Source organism: Azospirillum sp. TSO22-1 (assembly GCF_003116015.1).
Lineage (GTDB): Bacteria > Pseudomonadota > Alphaproteobacteria > Azospirillales > Azospirillaceae > Azospirillum.
Genome location: NZ_LGQZ01000121.1, coordinates 1 through 15,023, shown reverse-complemented (window position 1 = coordinate 15,023; position 15,023 = coordinate 1). Strand labels below are relative to the sequence as shown.

Genomic DNA, 15,023 nt, shown 5'->3' with positions numbered 1-15,023 from the left:
TACTGAGGGATGCTCGGATTCCCAACTCGCATTCCCGCGCATACCCCGCATGTCCGACGCTCCTGCCGAACCCGTTGATTCCATGCGGAAAACGCCGGTGCAACGGCGCGCGTGGCGGACCATCCTGACAATCTTCGAGGCAACCGCTCAGATTCTCGAACGCGACGGCGAGAAGGCGCTGACCACCAACCGGGTGGCGGAGCGCGCCGGCTTCTCCATCGGCACACTGTACCAGTACTTCCCCAGCATGGACGCCATCCTGCTGGCAATGATCGACCTGGAGCGCCGCCGGGTGATCCGCGAACTGGAACGGCTGCTCGACGACGCCGAGGCGACGGGCGGGCATCCGCGGGATGTGGTCCGGCCGTTCGTCCGCGCACTGGTCGCGGCCTTCGGCACCGGCGACGGGGCGAGGCGCCTGCTGCTGAAGCGCGGCTGGCTGCTCGACCACACGCCGCAGGTGGTGGCCGCGACGCAGGAGATGGCCGCGCGCATCCACGCCGCCCTTGCCCGCCGCGCCCATCCCGACGTCCCGCCGCCGGCCCCGGCGGCGCTGTTCGTGATGACGCGCGCCGTGCTTGGCGCCATCCGCGCCGCCGTGCTGGAGGACTCGCCGTTGCCGGAAACACCGGAGTTCGAGGACGCGCTGGTGCGGATGAGCCTGACGATGCTGGAGAGCACCGACGGCAAGGAGTCACCTTATTCCCGCTTTACGTAGCTCTCGATTAGATCGTCCCCTGCGCGCCGCACCCGCACGCGGTCGAACGCCGCCGCCTGCGCCAGCGCATCGACGCCGAACGCCGCCACCGCGGCCACGCCGTCACCACCGATGACCTTCGAGGCGCGGAACCACTCCAGCCGGTCGACCAGCCCGGCGCGCAGCAGCGAGGCGGCCAGGGTCGCGCCACCCTCCACCAGCACCCGCGTCAGGCCGCGGCCGGCCAGCGCCGCCATCGCCTGCGCCGGGTCCGGCAGGCCGGCGGCGTCGCACGGCACCGGGACCACCTCGACGCCGCAGTCGATCAGGGTCTGGCGGCGCAATCCGTCGCAGTCGTCGCGGGCGACGATCCAGGTCGGCACCGTCTTCGCCGTGCGCACCAGCCTGCCGGTCAGCGGCAGCCGCAGCCGGCTGTCGAAGACGATGCGCACCGGCGAACGGCCCTCCAGCCCCGGCAGGCGGCAGGTCAGGTCGGGGTCGTCGGCCAGCGCGGTGCGGATGCCGACCATGATGGCGTCGTGCCGCGCCCGCAGCCCGTGGCCGAGCGCCCGCGCCTCCGGCCCGGTGATCCACTTCGACTCGCCGCCGTGGGTGGCGATACGGCCGTCCAGCGTGGTCGCCAGCTTCAGCGTCACCAGCGGCCGGCCGTGCAGGATGCGGCTGAAGAAGCCGCGGTTCAGCTCCCACGCCTCGTCGGCGCAGACGCCGGTGATCACCTCGATGCCGGCCTCGCGCAGGCGCTTGACGCCGCCGCCGGCGACGCGCGGGTCGGGATCCTCGCAGGCGATCACGACGCGCGCCACGCCCGCGGCGATCAACGCCTCCGAGCAGGGCGGCGTCTTGCCGTGGTGGTTGCAGGGCTCCAGCGAGACATAGGCGGTGGATCCCCGGGCGGCGCCCCCGGCGCGCCGCAGCGCCTCGGTCTCGCCGTGCGGGCGGCCGCCGGGCTGGGTCCAGCCGCGGCCGACCACGACGCCGTCCTTGACCAGCACGCAGCCCACCGACGGGTTCGGCGCCGTGGTGCCGAGTCCGCGGGCGGCCAGCGCCAAAGCGGCGCGCATGTGGTGGAGGTCGTCGGCGGCCATAAAACAATACCTCCCCCTGCTCCGCAGGGGGAGGTTAGGAGGGGGCAACGGCCATCCCGAGGATCCGCCGCCCCCACCCTCCCGCTGCGCGGGTCCCTCCCTCCCCCTGCGGAGCAGGGGGAGGGAGAAACAAGGCTAGTGCTGCGCCTCGGGCGCCAGCTGCTCGACGAACTCGTTGAAGTCGGACGCTTCGCGGAAGTCCTTGTAGACCGAGGCGTAGCGGATGTACGCGACCTGATCGAGCGTCTGCAGCGCGTTCATGATCATCTCGCCGATCTGCTTCGACGGGATCTCGCTCTCCCCCGAGGATTCGAGCTGGCGCACCAGGCTGTTCACCACCCGGTCGATGCGGTCGGCGTCGATCGGGCGCTTGCGCAGCGCGATGCGCATGGAGCGCAGCAGCTTCTCGCGGTCGAAGGGCTCGCGCTGACCGGTGCTCTTCACCACCGTCAGCTCGCGCAGCTGCACGCGCTCGAAGGTGGTGAAGCGGGCCCCGCAGCCGGGACAGAAGCGCCGCCGCCGGATCGCCGAGTTGTCCTCGGTCGGTCGCGAATCCTTGACCTGGGTATCCTCGTGTCCGCAGAACGGGCAGCGCATGTCCGGCTTTTCCCCCTTAAATAAGTCCCGTTACAGCGTCGGATAGATCGGGAAGCGGCGGCACAGGTCGCGCACCTTCTCCCGCACCTTCGCCTCGACGGCGCGGTTGTCGCCCGAGTTGCTGGCGGCCAGCCCGTCCAGCGTCTCGACGATCATCTCGCCAACCTGCTTGAACTCTTCGGTGCTGAAGCCGCGCGTGGTCGCCGCCGGGCTGCCCAGGCGGACGCCGGAGGTGATGGTCGGCTTCTGCGGATCGAACGGCACGCCGTTCTTGTTGCAGGTCATGCCGGCGTGCTCCAGGCTGGCTTCGCCGGCCTTGCCGGTGACGTTCTTCGGGCGCAGGTCGACCAGCACGATGTGGCTGTCGGTGCCGCCCGACACGATGTCGAGGCCGCCCTCGATCAGCGTCTTCGACAGCACGCGGGCGTTGTCCAGCATCGCCTGGGCGTAGCGCTTGAACTCCGGCTGCAGAGCCTCCTGGAAGGCCACCGCCTTGGCGGCGATGACGTGCATCAGCGGGCCGCCCTGCAGGCCGGGGAAGACCGCCGAGTTGATCTTCTTGGCGATCTCTTCCTTGTCGGTCAGCACCATGCCGCCGCGCGGGCCGCGCAGCGTCTTGTGGGTGGTGGTGGTGACGACGTCGGCCCAGGGGAACGGGTTCGGATAGACGCCGCCGGCGATCAGGCCGGCGTAGTGGGCGACGTCGACCATGAAGATGGCGCCGACCTCGTCCGCGATGGCGCGGAAGCGCTGGTAGTCGAGCACGCGCGGGTACGCCGAGCCGCCGGCGATGATCAGCTTCGGCTTGTGCTCGCGGGCGAGGCGCTCGACCTCGTCGAAGTCGATCAGGTGGTCGTCCTTGCGCACGCCGTACTGCACGGCCTTGAACCACTTGCCGGACAGGTTCGGCGGGGCGCCGTGCGTCAGGTGGCCGCCGGCCGCCAGCGACATGCCGAGCACCGTGTCGCCCGGCTGCAGCAGCGCCAGCAGGACCGCCTGGTTGGCCTGGGAGCCGGAGTTCGGCTGCACGTTGGCGAAGCCGCAGCCGAACAGCTTGCAGGCGCGCTCGATGGCCAGGTTCTCGGCGACATCCACGAACTCGCAGCCGCCGTAGTAGCGCTTGCCGGGATAACCCTCGGCGTACTTGTTGGTGAGCACCGAACCCTGCGCCTCCAGCACGGCGGCGGAGACGACGTTCTCCGAGGCGATCAGCTCGATCTGGTCCTGCTGGCGAAGCAGCTCGTCGCGCACCGCGCGGGCCAGCTCGGGATCGGTCTCGGCCAGCGTGGCGGTGAAGAACGTCGGGTTCGGAGCGTACATCAGGCGATTCCTTTCAAAACTGCTTTCAGCCCAGCTTGCCGACGCGGCGCGAATGGCGCTCGCCGCCTTCGAAGGGCGTGTCCAGGAAGGCGGTCAGACAATCCTTCGCGATCTCGATGCCGACCACGCGGGCACCCAGCGCCAGCACGTTGGCGTCGTTGTGCTCGCGCGACAGCCGGGCGGAGGTCGGGTCGCTGCACAGCGCCGCGCGGATGTGGCGGTGGCGGTTGGCCGCGATGCTGATACCGATGCCGGTGCCGCAGATCAAGACGCCACGTTGCGCCCGCCCGTCGCGAATCGCCGCGGCCAAGGCATCGGCGAAGTCGGGATAGTCCACCGACTCCGGTCCGTTCGTGCCGAGGTCCAGCACCTCCAGCCCGCGCTTGGCGAGCGCATCCTTCAACTCGGCCTTCATCTGGGTGCCGGCGTGATCGGACGCCAGCGCAACGGTCTTCACGGTCATCGAACGCAACTCCGGGACAAACGGGGGCTCTGCTGCGCGCCCCCCGCGGCAACGCGCAGCAACCTACCAGATGTCGATGCGGATCACCAGTTCGACACAACGCAAAGCGTCGATGGCGCGGCAGGGCTGCCATTCACACGCGGTCCGCTGGAGAAACCACGGCGGATCATCGCCTGCGCGTTGCTCATAGGACGGAATAAGGACATCCCCCGATTCGGGGTAGGGGTTCGCTTTGCCCAATTGCCGAGCATGATATTACCGCTCTGCACCTGTTGCAGGCCACTAGTGCGTCCATAAACCCGCCACCGAAGCCGGCCGCTTTGGCCGGTTTGAACCCCGGCCAATTTGCCGCGCGCTTATCAGTTCTCGACGCAACAAATAACCCTATTGCCACTTGCGGGATTTATATTGACACCCAAATCACGGTGTGCAACTTGGTTGCTAGCGCCAAAACGAAAAAGCCAGGACACTGTGCAATGAGTGACCCGCTCCGCTCCGATTCCTCCGACAACGCACTGCTGCGCATGACCGCGGACATCGTTTCCGCCTATGTCAGCAAGAACGTGCTGCCGTCGCAGCAGATTCCCGAGGTCATCAACACGGTCTACTCGTCGCTGACGGGCCTCAACAACGGTCCGCGCGAGACTCCGGCCGAGCCGCTGAAGCCCGCCGTGCCGATCCGCAAGTCGGTCACGCCCGAGTACATTGTGTGCCTCGAAGACGGCAAGAAGCTGAAGATGCTCAAGCGGCATCTCCGCTCCACCTACAACATGTCGCCCGACGAGTACCGGGTGCGCTGGGGACTTCCGCCCGACTACCCGATGGTGGCCCCCAACTACGCCGCCCAGCGTTCGGAGTTCGCCAAGCGAATCGGCCTCGGCCGCAACGCCGGCCGCACCACCCGCCGCCGCGCCGGCTGACCGCCGCCTGCACGCGCAAACGGGCCGGCCCTTCGCACAGAGGGGCCGGCCCGTGGCGTTTTGGGAACCCGGTTCCGCCGTTCAGAACTGGTTTCAGCCGCAGGTCTGCCGCCCGGACAGCCGGCAGTTGAAGCGCTCGACGTTGCGGGTCAGCTCCTGGCCGGTCGCCTTGTGCTCGTCGGAGACGCAGGTCAGGTAAGCCATGGTCTTGTCGACGTAGTCCTTCACCTCGAACTGGCAGGACTGCATCTTGTCGGCGCTGACGAAGGTCGTGGTGTCGTTCATGCACGCCGGCACCAGCGGCTTGATGCAGATGGTCGCCGCATGCACCCCCGGCGGCGCCATCCCGGCGGCCAGCATCGCCACCCCAATCACACGCACCAGACGCCGCATCGGACCCCTCTTCCCGCCGATCGTTCGTGGAGCGCTTTTCTATAGGCGTTACTCCGCTTGCGCCAGTGTCCTTCGCCGGAATCGGGACTAGGATCGGCCCATGAGCAGTTCAGTGGGGCCGGCACCGCAGAGCCGACGCCCCGCAGAGCCGGCGCCGACGTGCCATTGCTCACCATCAGCAGAAGCCAGACACTTCCCATCGCGCCCCCGGCCCCGCCGCGGGGCGCGATCCTTATGCGGTCCAGCCGCCGCCCTGGGCGTTCCTGCGCAGCGCCTGCTTCAGCTTGCCGATGGCGGCGCGGGTCAGCGTCTCGCGGCAGCCGGTGGCCGGCCCGGCGGCGAACACCTCGGTGCCGGTCTTGGCGCAGATCGCCGACACCTTCAGGTACGGCCCGACCCGGGTGTATTCCAGATAGATCCCATCCTCGTCCGGCGCATCCGCCATAACCGTCACTCCATAGTCCTTTCGCCCGGGGTCTGCCGCCGGAACCCGCCGGGCACGGCCTTGTTGGTTCGGCCGATCCGTTCCAGAGACTTAGGGAGACTCGCCATGGCTGCCAAGACGATGCAGGATCTTCTGCTGGAAGAGATGCGCGACATCTACCACGCCGAGAAGCAGATCCTGAAGGCCCTGCCGAAGCTGGCCAGGAAGGTCCAGTCGGAAACGCTGAGCGCCGCCTTCCTGGAGCACGCCGAGCAGACCCAGGGCCAGATCGAGCGCCTGGAGCAGTGCTTCGAGGAGATCGACGCCCGCACCCGCGGCAAGCCGTGCGAGGCGATGAAGGGCCTGATCGAGGAAGCGCAGGAGATCCTGGAGATGGGCATGGCGCCCGAGGTCACCGACGCCGCCCTGATCGCCGCCGCCCAGAAGGTTGAGCACTACGAGATCGCCAGCTACGGCACGCTGCACGCCTACGCCCAGGGCTGCGGCCTCGACCGCGTCGCCAGGCTGCTGGAGGAGACGCTGAACGAGGAGAAGGAGACCGACAGGCGCCTCAACACGCTGGCCATCAACGACGTGAACAGGAAGGCCCTGGACGTCAGCAAGGCCGCCTGACGGCGCAGGCCTGCACCCCGGTGCACCGGCATTGCCGGGCGACGCGGCCGGGCGTATGGTGAAACGGTCTCGTCAGGAACACCCCGGACCATGCGCCCGACCGCCGCCGCCCTCGCCGTTCTCGCCGCGCTGACCGCGAGCCCCGCGGCCTACGCGGAAAGCAAGGACGCGGGCCTGCCACCGTCGATCAAGATCAAGGCGTTGATGGTCCCGGTGGTCAACCGCGGCCAGATCGAGCGCTACGCGCTGTACGACGTCACCATGGAACTGGCGGATTCCTCCAAGCTGCCGGACGCCCAGGCGAAGATCACCCGCCTGCAGGATGCGGTGCTCACCGTCGTCTACGGCGCCATCGAGCAGGGCTGGATCGTCCGCGGCAACATCGCCAACGCCACCGCGTTGCGCGCGCGCCTCGACGAGGCCGGACAGAAGCTGATCGGCAAGGCGTCGATCGCCCGCGTCCTCATCATGCCGGTCGGCCGCCAGTCGTCGCTGAATTAGGCCCGCCCGACCGTGCTTCGCCGCAATCTTCTCGCCGCCCTCGCCCTGCTGGCCGCCGCCCCCGCCTTCGCCAGGGAAGGCCCGCCGGCCGCCCCGCAGAACACCGTCCGCGTCCGCCCGGTGATGGTGCCCGTCATCACCAACGGCCAGGTCGAGCGCTACGTCACCTACGAGGTGACGCTGGAGATCGCCGAACCCGGCCGCATGCCGGAGATCCAGGGCAAGACCCCGCGCCTGCAGGACACGGTGACCGCCGTGGTCTACGAGGGCGTGGAGAAGGGGTGGATCGTCCACGGCGTCGTCACGAACGGCAACGCGCTCCGCGCCCGGCTGGAGGAGGCCTGCAACGGCCTGCTCGGCAAGGGCACGGTGGCGCGGGCGCTGATCAACCCGGCGACGCGTTCGGCCATGTGACGTATATTGCCGCCCGCTCCCTCCCCCGCTTGCGCAGGAGAGGAAGCTTGATACCGCGGCGCGGACAGCCGGCCGCATCGACGAGACGTTCACCGCCCTGCGGCGCCATGCATGAGCACATCGATGAAACGCACATTGGACACGAATGAGGACGGAGCCTGGCTGCTGGAGGATGTCCTGCTCGACCCTTCGGATGCCGAGGCTTACTGCAATCTCGGCGTCTTTTTCTTTCATCGGCAGAATGCCGCGGGCGCGGCTCTGGCGTTGCGCCGCGCCTGTGCCATTTCCGCGCGCGCATTCGACATTTGCGTCGGCCGGGCCAGAGCATACGCGGCCAGTGGCGACCGCCGCCTGGCCTTGCTGTACGCACAGGCGGGCACATGGGCCTTCGAAATCCGGAAGGAGGATGCGGACACCGTCCTGCACCGGGCCGGCGTCCTGTTCGATCTTTCAAAGCTGCTGGACCATGACTTCATCCAGGAGGATCAGATAGCGGGCCTTGTCGCAAGCGGAGCGGCAAGCGCTTCGTTCCTGGCCAGGCTGGGGCGGGCCTACTGGAGAAAGGGCGACGTCGTCAGCAGCAACAAGTTCTATACGCAGGCCGTAATTTCATCCACCAACCCGCAGCACGCGATCGAACTTTCCGAAATGCGCCTGGAAAAGGGATATGGCAGGGACGGGATCGCAGCCTACAATCTCGCCCTGAAGATAGCGCCGATGAATCCGGCATTGTGCTATGGATTCTCCAAGGCTCTCAGAAGATACAATGAACTGTCGGGCTGGTTCGACGATGCCCTGGAAAAGCATGGACACGGCATCGCCGACCTTCTTCAGCACGACATGGACGTGGCAAAGAGCGTTATAAAATACCATGGGCCGGCAAAGCCCTCCGGTCAGCATCTCTATTTTGTGAACTATACAAACAAGTCCGACGAAGAAACATCGCGCCTGCAATTGAACGCCAGCGCGGCCGAAATCGGCGGGGTATCGGCGATTGCTGCCTGGGATGCCGCCGCCCTTCAAGCAACCAAGTTCTACGGAAGATTCGAATCGATACTCTCCCAGCCGCGCGGCGGCGGCTATTGGGCCTGGAAACCTTACATCATATTGTTGACGTTGCTGTGCGCTCGCGACGGCGATCTGGTCTTCTACCATGATGCCGGACGCCCTGGATACAGCTACCAGATAAGGCAATCCCTTCTCCCCGCTTTTGCCTGGGCACAAAGAAACAACAATGGCATTCTTCCTGGAATCCTCATTGATTCCATGAACATGAACTGGACAAAGCGGGATTGCTTTGTGCTGACGGGATGCGATGAAGAAAAACACTGGTCTCGCCGCCAGATTCAGGCAACCTGGTCTTTCTGGCACAAAAATCAGGCAGCGGTCTCGTTCGTGAGAAAATGGGCCAGTCACTGCACGGACCCGAGAGCTGTTACCGACTTCCCGAACGTATGCGGTGAAGAAAACTTCTATAATTTCGTCGATCACCGGCATGATCAATCGATCCTGAGCCTGCTTTGCGCGCGGGAAGACGTGAAGGCGTACGGAGATCCCGCCACGCCGGTCTGGGACAACTCCAAGGACGTGAACATCCTCCTCGACGCCCTGCGGAACGCCGGCTGAGCGGGGCCGAACCGACGGCGATCTGCGGTGACGGAGAAGGCAAGGACACCCTACCCCACCACCATCCGCTCCAGCGTCTCCAGCCGGTCGGCCTCGTGCGCCGGCTTGTCCCAGCGGATGCGGTGGACGCGCGGGAAGCGCATGGCCAGCCCGCTCTTGTGCCGGCCGGAGCGGTGGACGCTGTCGAACGCCACCTCCAGCACCAGCCCCGGCGCCACCTCGCGCACCGGGCCGAAGCGCTTGGTGGTGTGGTTGCGCACCCAGCGGTCCAGCTCGACCAGTTCGGCGTCGGTGAAGCCGAAATACGCCTTGCCGACCGGCACCAGCTCGTCGCCGCGCCACGCCCCGAAGGTGAAGTCGGAATAGTAGGACGAGCGCTTGCCGTGCCCGCGCTGGGCGTACATCAGCACGGTGTCCAGCGTCAGCGCGCCGCGCTTCCACTTGAACCACGGCCCCTTCGGCCGCCCGGCGGTGTAGGGGCTGTCGCAGCGCTTCAGCATCAGCCCCTCGATGCCGGCCTCCCGCGCCCCCGCACGCAGCGCCTTCAGTTCGTCCCAGCCGGCGAAGGGCACCATCGGCGACAGGTCCATGCGGCGCGGCCGGACCTCCTCGTACCAGCGCTCCAGCCGCGCCCGCCGCTCCAGGAAGCCCAGGGAACGCAGGTCCTCCGCGCGATCGAACAGCATGTCGTACAGCCGCACGAAGGCCGGGAACTCCTGCAGCGTCTTCGCCGTGACCTGCTTGCGGTTCAGGCGCTGCTGCAGGTCGTTGAACGGCGCCACCACGCCGTCGCGCACCACCAGCAGCTCGCCGTCCAGCACCGCGTCGAAGCTCATGTGGTCGGCCAAGTCCGGAAAGGCGCCGGACAGCTCGTCGCCGGTGCGGCTGTAGATCCGCCGCTCCGCCCCGCGCGCCACCAGCTGCACACGGATGCCGTCCCACTTCCATTCGGCGCAATAGGCCGCGGCGTCCAGGCCGGCCATGTCCTCCTCGTCCAGCGGGTGCGCCAGCATCAACGGCCGGAACCCGGCGCCGAGCCCTTCGTCCGGCCGCTCCGCCCGCCCCTCCAGCCAGGCGAACAGCGCCTGGTAGGGGGGCGTCAGCCCGTGCCAGCACTCCTCGATGTCGTCGACGTTCAGCCGTCCCCACTCGGCCAGCGCGGTCTTGGCCAACCGCGCCGACACGCCGATGCGCAGGGAGCCGGTGATCAGCTTCAGCAGCGCGAAGCGCGCGGAAGCGTCGAGCGTGTCCATCCACCCCTCGATCAACCCCATGACCTCGGCGCGTTTCGCGGCGTGCAGGGCGTCCACCACCTCGGACAGGCTGGGCGGCAGGCTGTTGGCCTGCGGGTGCCGCTCGGGCCAGATCAGCGCCGCCGTCTCGGCGAGGTCGCCGACGTAGTCGTACGACCACGCGAACAGGTCGGGGTCCACCCGGCTCAGGACGAGCTGGCGGATGGCGGCGGGCTTGGCCTCGTGGAACACCAGCGTGCCGGTCAGCGCCGCCAGCGCCCAGCCGCGGTCGGGGGCCGGCGTGTGGGCGAAGTAATCGGCGAGCAGCCGCATCTTGCCGTTGCGCGACGGCGTGAAGACCAGGGAGTCGATCAGCGCGGCGAAGCGGTTCATCCGGCGCCACCCGGAAAAATCCTGCCCCGCCGGAATTCACCACAGAGACACGGAGACACGGAGATAATCGTCCTCTGTGCTCCTCTGTGCCTCTGTGTCTCTGTGTTTCCGGTTCTCCAGCGCGTGCTGCTCACGCCTCGTCCTCCTCGAACCCCACCAGCGCCAGGGCGCGGGCGCGGATACCGCGGCTCCTGGCGTGGTGCACCAACGCCTCCTCGCGGCCGTGCGTCACCCACACTTCCGGCGCGCCGACCTCGTCCAGGGTGCGGGTCAACTCATCCCAGTCGGCGTGGTCGGAGATCACCAGCGGCAGTTCCACCCCGCGCTGCCGCGCCCGCTGCCGCACCCGCATCCAGCCCGACGCCATCGCCACCACCGGGTCGCTCAGCCGCCGCGCCCAGCGGTCGGCCACCGCGCCGGGCGGCCCCAGCACCAGGGCGCCCTTCAACTCCTCCTTCGCCGCCGCCGTGGCCGGGCGCAGTTCGCCCAGTTCCACTCCGAAGCCGCGGTACAGGTCGCAGACCGGCTGCAGCGCGCCGTGCAGGTACAGCGGCCTGTCGTAGCCCGAAGCACGCAGCAGCGTGATGACGCGCTGGCACTTGCCCAGCGCGTACACCCCGACGACATGTGTACGCTCCGGGAAGACCTCCAGGGAATGCAGCAGCTTGCCGACCTCACTGAGGTCCGGCGGGTGGCGGAACACCGGCAGGCCGAAGGTCGCCTCGGTGACGAAGACGTCGCAGGGCACCGGCTCGAACGGCGCACACGTACGGTCGTACGTCCGCTTGTAGTCGCCGGACACGACGATGCGCGCCCCACCGTGCTCCACCACCACCTGCGCGCTGCCCAGCACGTGCCCGGCCGGCGCCAGCCGCACCGTGACGTCGCCCAGCCGGATCGTCTCGCCGTACTCCAGCGCCTGTTGCGCCTCGCCCGCTCCGTCGCCGAGCCTCTGGCGCATGATGGCGAGCGTCCCCGGCGTGGCGAGCACCCGCCGGTGCCCCGGCCGGGCGTGGTCGGAGTGGCCGTGCGTGATGATCGCGCGCTCGACCGGCCGGACGGGATCGATGAAGAAGCCGCCGGGCATGACGTACAGCCCCTCGGGGCAGACGCGGACCCAGCGTTCGGGATGCAGCGAAGCCATCCGGAGAATATGGGCCCGATCGCCGTAGGAGCAAGATCCTACGGAAAGCACTTGCCCCCACCCGCCCTTCGCTGCGCTCGGGCACCCTCCCCCGCTACCGGAGGGGAGGGTTCGTCGGCGTCCTCCCCTCCCCTGCGACAGCGGGGGAGGGGTCGGGGGTGGGGGCAAGTGTTGCGCCCCGCCAACATTCCCTCCATCCTCACCCCATGCACGAGTTCCTCGCCCTCACCCCCGAAGTCGCCGACGCGCTGCACGACGGCCGCCCGGTCGTCGCGCTGGAATCGACGGTCATCGCGCACGGCATGCCCTACCCGCAGAACGCCGGGACCGGCCGCGCGCTGGAGGCGATCATCCGCGCGGAGGGCGCCGTCCCCGCCACCGTCGCCGTGCTGGACGGCCGCATCCGCGTCGGCCTGTCCGACGACGACCTGGAGCGCCTGGCCACCGGCACGAATGTGTGGAAGCTCAGCCGCCGCGACCTGCCCGTGGCGCTCGCCGCCGGCGCTGACGGCGCCACCACGGTGGCCGCCACCATGATCGCCGCGAAGCTGGCGGGCATCGCGGTGTTCGCCACCGGCGGCATTGGCGGCGTGCACCGCGGCGCCGAGACCAGCTTCGACGTCTCCGCCGACCTGGACGAGCTGGCGAGGACCAGCGTCTGCGTGGTGTGCGCCGGCGCCAAGTCGGTGCTCGACCTGCCCAAGACGCTGGAGTACCTGGAGACCCGCGGCGTGCCGGTGCTCGGCTACGGCACCGACGACTTCCCGGCCTTCTACGCCCGCACCAGCGGCCTGCCGGTGCTGCGCCGCTGCGACACGCCGGTGGAGGTCGCCCGCATCCTGCACGCCAAGTGGCGGCTCGGCCTCGACGGCGGCGTGGTGCTCGCCAACCCGATCCCGGAGGCCGACGCGCTGGACGCCGGCGCCATGGAGGCGGTGATCGCCCAGGCGCTGCACGATGCCGAGTCGCGGGGCATCGCCGGCAAGGCGGTGACGCCGTACCTGCTCGCCCGCCTGAAGGAGCTGACCGAAGGGCGCAGCCTGGACGCCAACATCGCGCTGATTCGCCACAACGCGCGGGTCGCGGCGCGGGTCGCTGGGGCCTATGCCGCCCTGGCCCAAGCTCCTATGTCGTAATCCATAGGGGGTAAGCCCTCTGCACCCACTGGTCTTAAGACCCCGTTAACTGGCTAGGGCTGACTGTCGGGATGCCTATCACGGAGGTTCCTGATGCGTACGAGCCCGTCCAGCCTGGTTTCCCGCATGATCACCATGGCCGCCAACCCCGACATGGCGGACAGCGACACGCGGCCGGCATCACGGGTGCAGAAGATCGTCTGGGCCGCGCAGGCCGCCAAGCTGCGCGACGGCCTCGCCGCGGTGGTCGCCCACCAGATCGAGTGCAAGGTCGCCGCCGAGCTGGACGCCATGGAACTGCCGGAGGTGTTCTTCACCTCGCTGGAGGTGGCCGGCCGCGTCGTCACCTGCGACCTGGACGCCTCGGGCACCGCCTCGATCTTCGGCCTGATCGACCCCAGCGAGTACGACGAGCTGGTCGAGGACGCCGGCGACGACGCGCTGTTCGGCGTCGATTGGGACGGCGTCTACGTCACGCCGGCGCGCACCCGGCACTGATCCTCCGCAGCAACGAAAAAGGGCGCCCGCCGCGAGGCCGGGCGCCCTTTTTCGTTGCTGCCCACCTATGCCTCCCGGCTGCGCATGCTGTCGATCCACGCCCGGTAGGGCTGGACGAGATCGGCGGACTCGGCGCAGGCGTAGTGCCAGGTGCGGTCCTGCGGGTCGCCCGCCCAATGCGCTTGGCCGCGCAGGACGGGTTCTCCGCAATGACAACAGGTGGCGTGGCGGCGACGGGCCGCAGACTTGGTCATGACGGTCACGCGAAACATTATGGACAAGGTCTGGGTTGGAGCCCCCGACCCTGGCACAGGGCTTCCGCGACCGTCAATCAATATTGCTGCATTGCAACAAAGCCTACCACCAATGCGCAGCGTCTACTTGGATGGGCCGAGCACCCGGCCGGCGACCGCGTCCAATTTCCTGATCAGCTCCGGATCGCGCCTGTCGGGCGCGGTCATGATGGCGTTGTCGAGCGCGGTGTGGCAGCCCTGGTCGCAGACATGGTCGCGGTGCCGCAGCTTCGGCGCCACCTGCTTGACCAGCGCGCGCGCCTTGTCGGCGTTGGCGACCACCACCTTGATGACGGCGTCCACCGTCACGTCGTCGTGGTCGGGGTGCCAGCAGTCGTAGTCGGTGACCATGGCGACGGTCGCGTAGCACATCTCCGCCTCGCGGGCGAGCTTGGCCTCCGGCATGTTGGTCATGCCGATGACCTCGCAGCCCCAGCTGCGGTACAGCTCGGACTCGGCCTGGGTGGAGAACTGCGGGCCCTCCATGACCATGTAGGTGCCGCCCCGCTGGTACTTGATGTCCAGCTCCTTCACCGCCGCCTCCAGCGCGTCGCCCACGCGCGAGCACACCGGGTGCCCCAGCGCCACGTGGGCCACCAGGCCGGTGCCGAAGAAGCTCTTGGTGCGGGCGAAGGTGCGGTCGATGAACTGGTCGACCAGCACGAAGGTGCCCGGCGGCAGGTGCTCCTTCAGCGAGCCGACGGCGGAGACCGAGACGATCTCGGTGACGCCCAGGCGCTTCAGCGCGTCGATGTTGGCGCGGAAGTTCAGCTCCGACGGCGGGATGCGGTGGCCGCGGCCGTGGCGCGGCAGGAAGACCAGCCTCTGCCCGTCCAGTTCGCCGGTCAGCAGCTCGTCCGACGGGTCGCCGAACGGGGTCTCCACCTTGACCCAGCGCTTGTTCTCCAGCCCGTCGATGTCGTAGACGCCGCTGCCGCCGATCACGCCGAGCACCGGTTCCGCCATGGTATCCGTCTCCAAAGGATGTCAGGGGACGGGAGTGTCGCCGGGCGCTGTGGGAAAGGCAAGTGAGCTTCCCTCGGGAGAATGGACACCGGGTTACGCGGTCTGCAGCTCGGCCTGCTCTGGGGTATGTCGCCGAGGGCCGAGTGGAGCGGCTGGCGATTGTAGTAGCCTTCGATGCAGGCGAGCAGGTCCCGCTTGGCGGCGTCGCGCGTGGGGTAGTGCTGCTCGTGGACGAGTTCGGCCTTCAAGCTGCCGAAGAAGCTCTCC

The 15,023-nt window shown here is 68.4% G+C and carries 18 protein-coding genes and 1 pseudogene; 8 read left to right on the top strand and 11 right to left on the bottom strand.

Translation table 11 applies throughout. The features are described 5' to 3' along the window. Positions 1-97 precede the first annotated feature (97 nt). Positions 98-718, top strand: a complete 621-nt coding sequence (locus TSO221_RS27260; RefSeq protein WP_199229651.1) for a TetR/AcrR family transcriptional regulator — start codon at positions 98-100, stop codon at positions 716-718. Here the strand turns inward: TSO221_RS27260 and ribD are convergent. The 4 genes from ribD to rpiB all read right to left on the bottom strand — a co-directional run bounded on the left by ribD (position 700) and on the right by rpiB (position 4,183). Beyond that, a complete protein-coding gene (gene ribD, locus TSO221_RS27255) occupies positions 700-1,803 on the bottom strand; it encodes a bifunctional diaminohydroxyphosphoribosylaminopyrimidine deaminase/5-amino-6-(5-phosphoribosylamino)uracil reductase RibD (protein ID WP_247878297.1) in 1,104 nt (367 codons plus the stop codon). The genes TSO221_RS27260 and ribD overlap by 19 nt on opposite strands. Before the next feature lie 135 nt (positions 1,804-1,938). Further along, positions 1,939-2,400, bottom strand: a complete 462-nt coding sequence (nrdR, locus tag TSO221_RS27250; RefSeq protein WP_109121659.1) for a transcriptional regulator NrdR — start codon at positions 2,398-2,400, stop codon at positions 1,939-1,941. Positions 2,401-2,430: 30 nt separating this feature from the next. Beyond that, positions 2,431-3,720 (bottom strand): serine hydroxymethyltransferase, encoded by a 1,290-nt coding sequence (gene glyA / locus TSO221_RS27245; RefSeq protein ID WP_109121658.1) that lies wholly within the window; start codon positions 3,718-3,720, stop codon positions 2,431-2,433. A 25-nt stretch (positions 3,721-3,745) separates the two neighbouring features. Then, on the bottom strand, positions 3,746-4,183 hold the full coding sequence (gene rpiB, locus TSO221_RS27240) for a ribose 5-phosphate isomerase B (RefSeq protein WP_109121657.1): 438 nt from the start codon (positions 4,181-4,183) through the stop codon (positions 3,746-3,748). Positions 4,184-4,659: 476 nt separating this feature from the next. Here rpiB and TSO221_RS27235 point away from each other — a divergent pair, with 476 nt between their 5' ends. Further along, positions 4,660-5,103: a MucR family transcriptional regulator gene (locus tag TSO221_RS27235; protein ID WP_109121656.1), complete on the top strand. Its 444-nt coding sequence runs from the start codon at positions 4,660-4,662 to the stop codon at positions 5,101-5,103. Positions 5,104-5,196: 93 nt separating this feature from the next. On the opposite strand, the gene TSO221_RS27230 is transcribed toward TSO221_RS27235, so the two are convergent. Then, positions 5,197-5,496, bottom strand: a complete 300-nt coding sequence (locus tag TSO221_RS27230) for a hypothetical protein (RefSeq protein WP_199229650.1) — start codon at positions 5,494-5,496, stop codon at positions 5,197-5,199. 232 nt (positions 5,497-5,728) lie between these two features. Next, positions 5,729-5,941, bottom strand: coding sequence for a hypothetical protein (locus TSO221_RS27225; RefSeq protein WP_109121655.1), 213 nt, complete (start codon positions 5,939-5,941; stop codon positions 5,729-5,731). A gap of 105 nt (positions 5,942-6,046) precedes the next feature. On the opposite strand from TSO221_RS27225, the gene TSO221_RS27220 reads away from it, so the two are divergent. The 4 genes from TSO221_RS27220 (at position 6,047) to TSO221_RS27205 (ending at position 9,094) form a co-directional block, all read left to right on the top strand. Further along, positions 6,047-6,553 carry a ferritin-like domain-containing protein gene (locus tag TSO221_RS27220; protein ID WP_109121654.1) on the top strand — a complete coding sequence of 169 codons (507 nt, stop codon included), beginning with the start codon at positions 6,047-6,049 and terminating at the stop codon, positions 6,551-6,553. Between the two features lie 90 nt (positions 6,554-6,643). Then, positions 6,644-7,054, top strand: a complete 411-nt coding sequence (locus TSO221_RS27215; protein WP_109121653.1) for a hypothetical protein — start codon at positions 6,644-6,646, stop codon at positions 7,052-7,054. A 12-nt stretch (positions 7,055-7,066) separates the two neighbouring features. Continuing rightward, positions 7,067-7,468, top strand: coding sequence for a hypothetical protein (locus TSO221_RS27210; RefSeq protein ID WP_109121652.1), 402 nt, complete (start codon positions 7,067-7,069; stop codon positions 7,466-7,468). A 111-nt stretch (positions 7,469-7,579) separates the two neighbouring features. After that, a complete protein-coding gene (locus TSO221_RS27205; RefSeq protein WP_146208921.1) occupies positions 7,580-9,094 on the top strand; it encodes a hypothetical protein in 1,515 nt (504 codons plus the stop codon). A 50-nt stretch (positions 9,095-9,144) separates the two neighbouring features. Here TSO221_RS27205 and TSO221_RS27200 read toward each other — a convergent pair whose 3' ends face one another. Together TSO221_RS27200 and TSO221_RS27195 are read right to left on the bottom strand one after the other, a co-directional pair. Next, positions 9,145-10,719: a cisplatin damage response ATP-dependent DNA ligase gene (locus TSO221_RS27200; RefSeq protein WP_109121650.1), complete on the bottom strand. Its 1,575-nt coding sequence runs from the start codon at positions 10,717-10,719 to the stop codon at positions 9,145-9,147. A gap of 130 nt (positions 10,720-10,849) precedes the next feature. After that, the gene (locus TSO221_RS27195; RefSeq protein WP_109121649.1) at positions 10,850-11,863 is read right to left on the bottom strand and encodes a ligase-associated DNA damage response exonuclease; all 1,014 of its coding nucleotides are present in this window, start codon (positions 11,861-11,863) and stop codon (positions 10,850-10,852) included. A 206-nt stretch (positions 11,864-12,069) separates the two neighbouring features. Here TSO221_RS27195 and TSO221_RS27190 point away from each other — a divergent pair, with 206 nt between their 5' ends. Next, on the top strand, positions 12,070-12,999 hold the full coding sequence (locus TSO221_RS27190; protein ID WP_109121648.1) for a pseudouridine-5'-phosphate glycosidase: 930 nt from the start codon (positions 12,070-12,072) through the stop codon (positions 12,997-12,999). Positions 13,000-13,092: 93 nt separating this feature from the next. After that, positions 13,093-13,497: a hypothetical protein gene (locus TSO221_RS27185; RefSeq protein ID WP_109121647.1), complete on the top strand. Its 405-nt coding sequence runs from the start codon at positions 13,093-13,095 to the stop codon at positions 13,495-13,497. Positions 13,498-13,562: 65 nt separating this feature from the next. Here TSO221_RS27185 and TSO221_RS35155 read toward each other — a convergent pair whose 3' ends face one another. The 3 genes and pseudogenes from TSO221_RS35155 to TSO221_RS36600 form a co-directional block, all read right to left on the bottom strand. After that, on the bottom strand, positions 13,563-13,751 hold the full coding sequence (locus TSO221_RS35155; RefSeq protein WP_146208920.1) for a hypothetical protein: 189 nt from the start codon (positions 13,749-13,751) through the stop codon (positions 13,563-13,565). A gap of 123 nt (positions 13,752-13,874) precedes the next feature. Beyond that, the gene (locus TSO221_RS27180) at positions 13,875-14,756 is read right to left on the bottom strand and encodes an S-methyl-5'-thioadenosine phosphorylase (RefSeq protein ID WP_109121646.1); all 882 of its coding nucleotides are present in this window, start codon (positions 14,754-14,756) and stop codon (positions 13,875-13,877) included. A 131-nt stretch (positions 14,757-14,887) separates the two neighbouring features. Further along, positions 14,888-15,023 (bottom strand): annotated as a pseudogene (locus tag TSO221_RS36600) (IS3 family transposase); the annotation flags it as partial.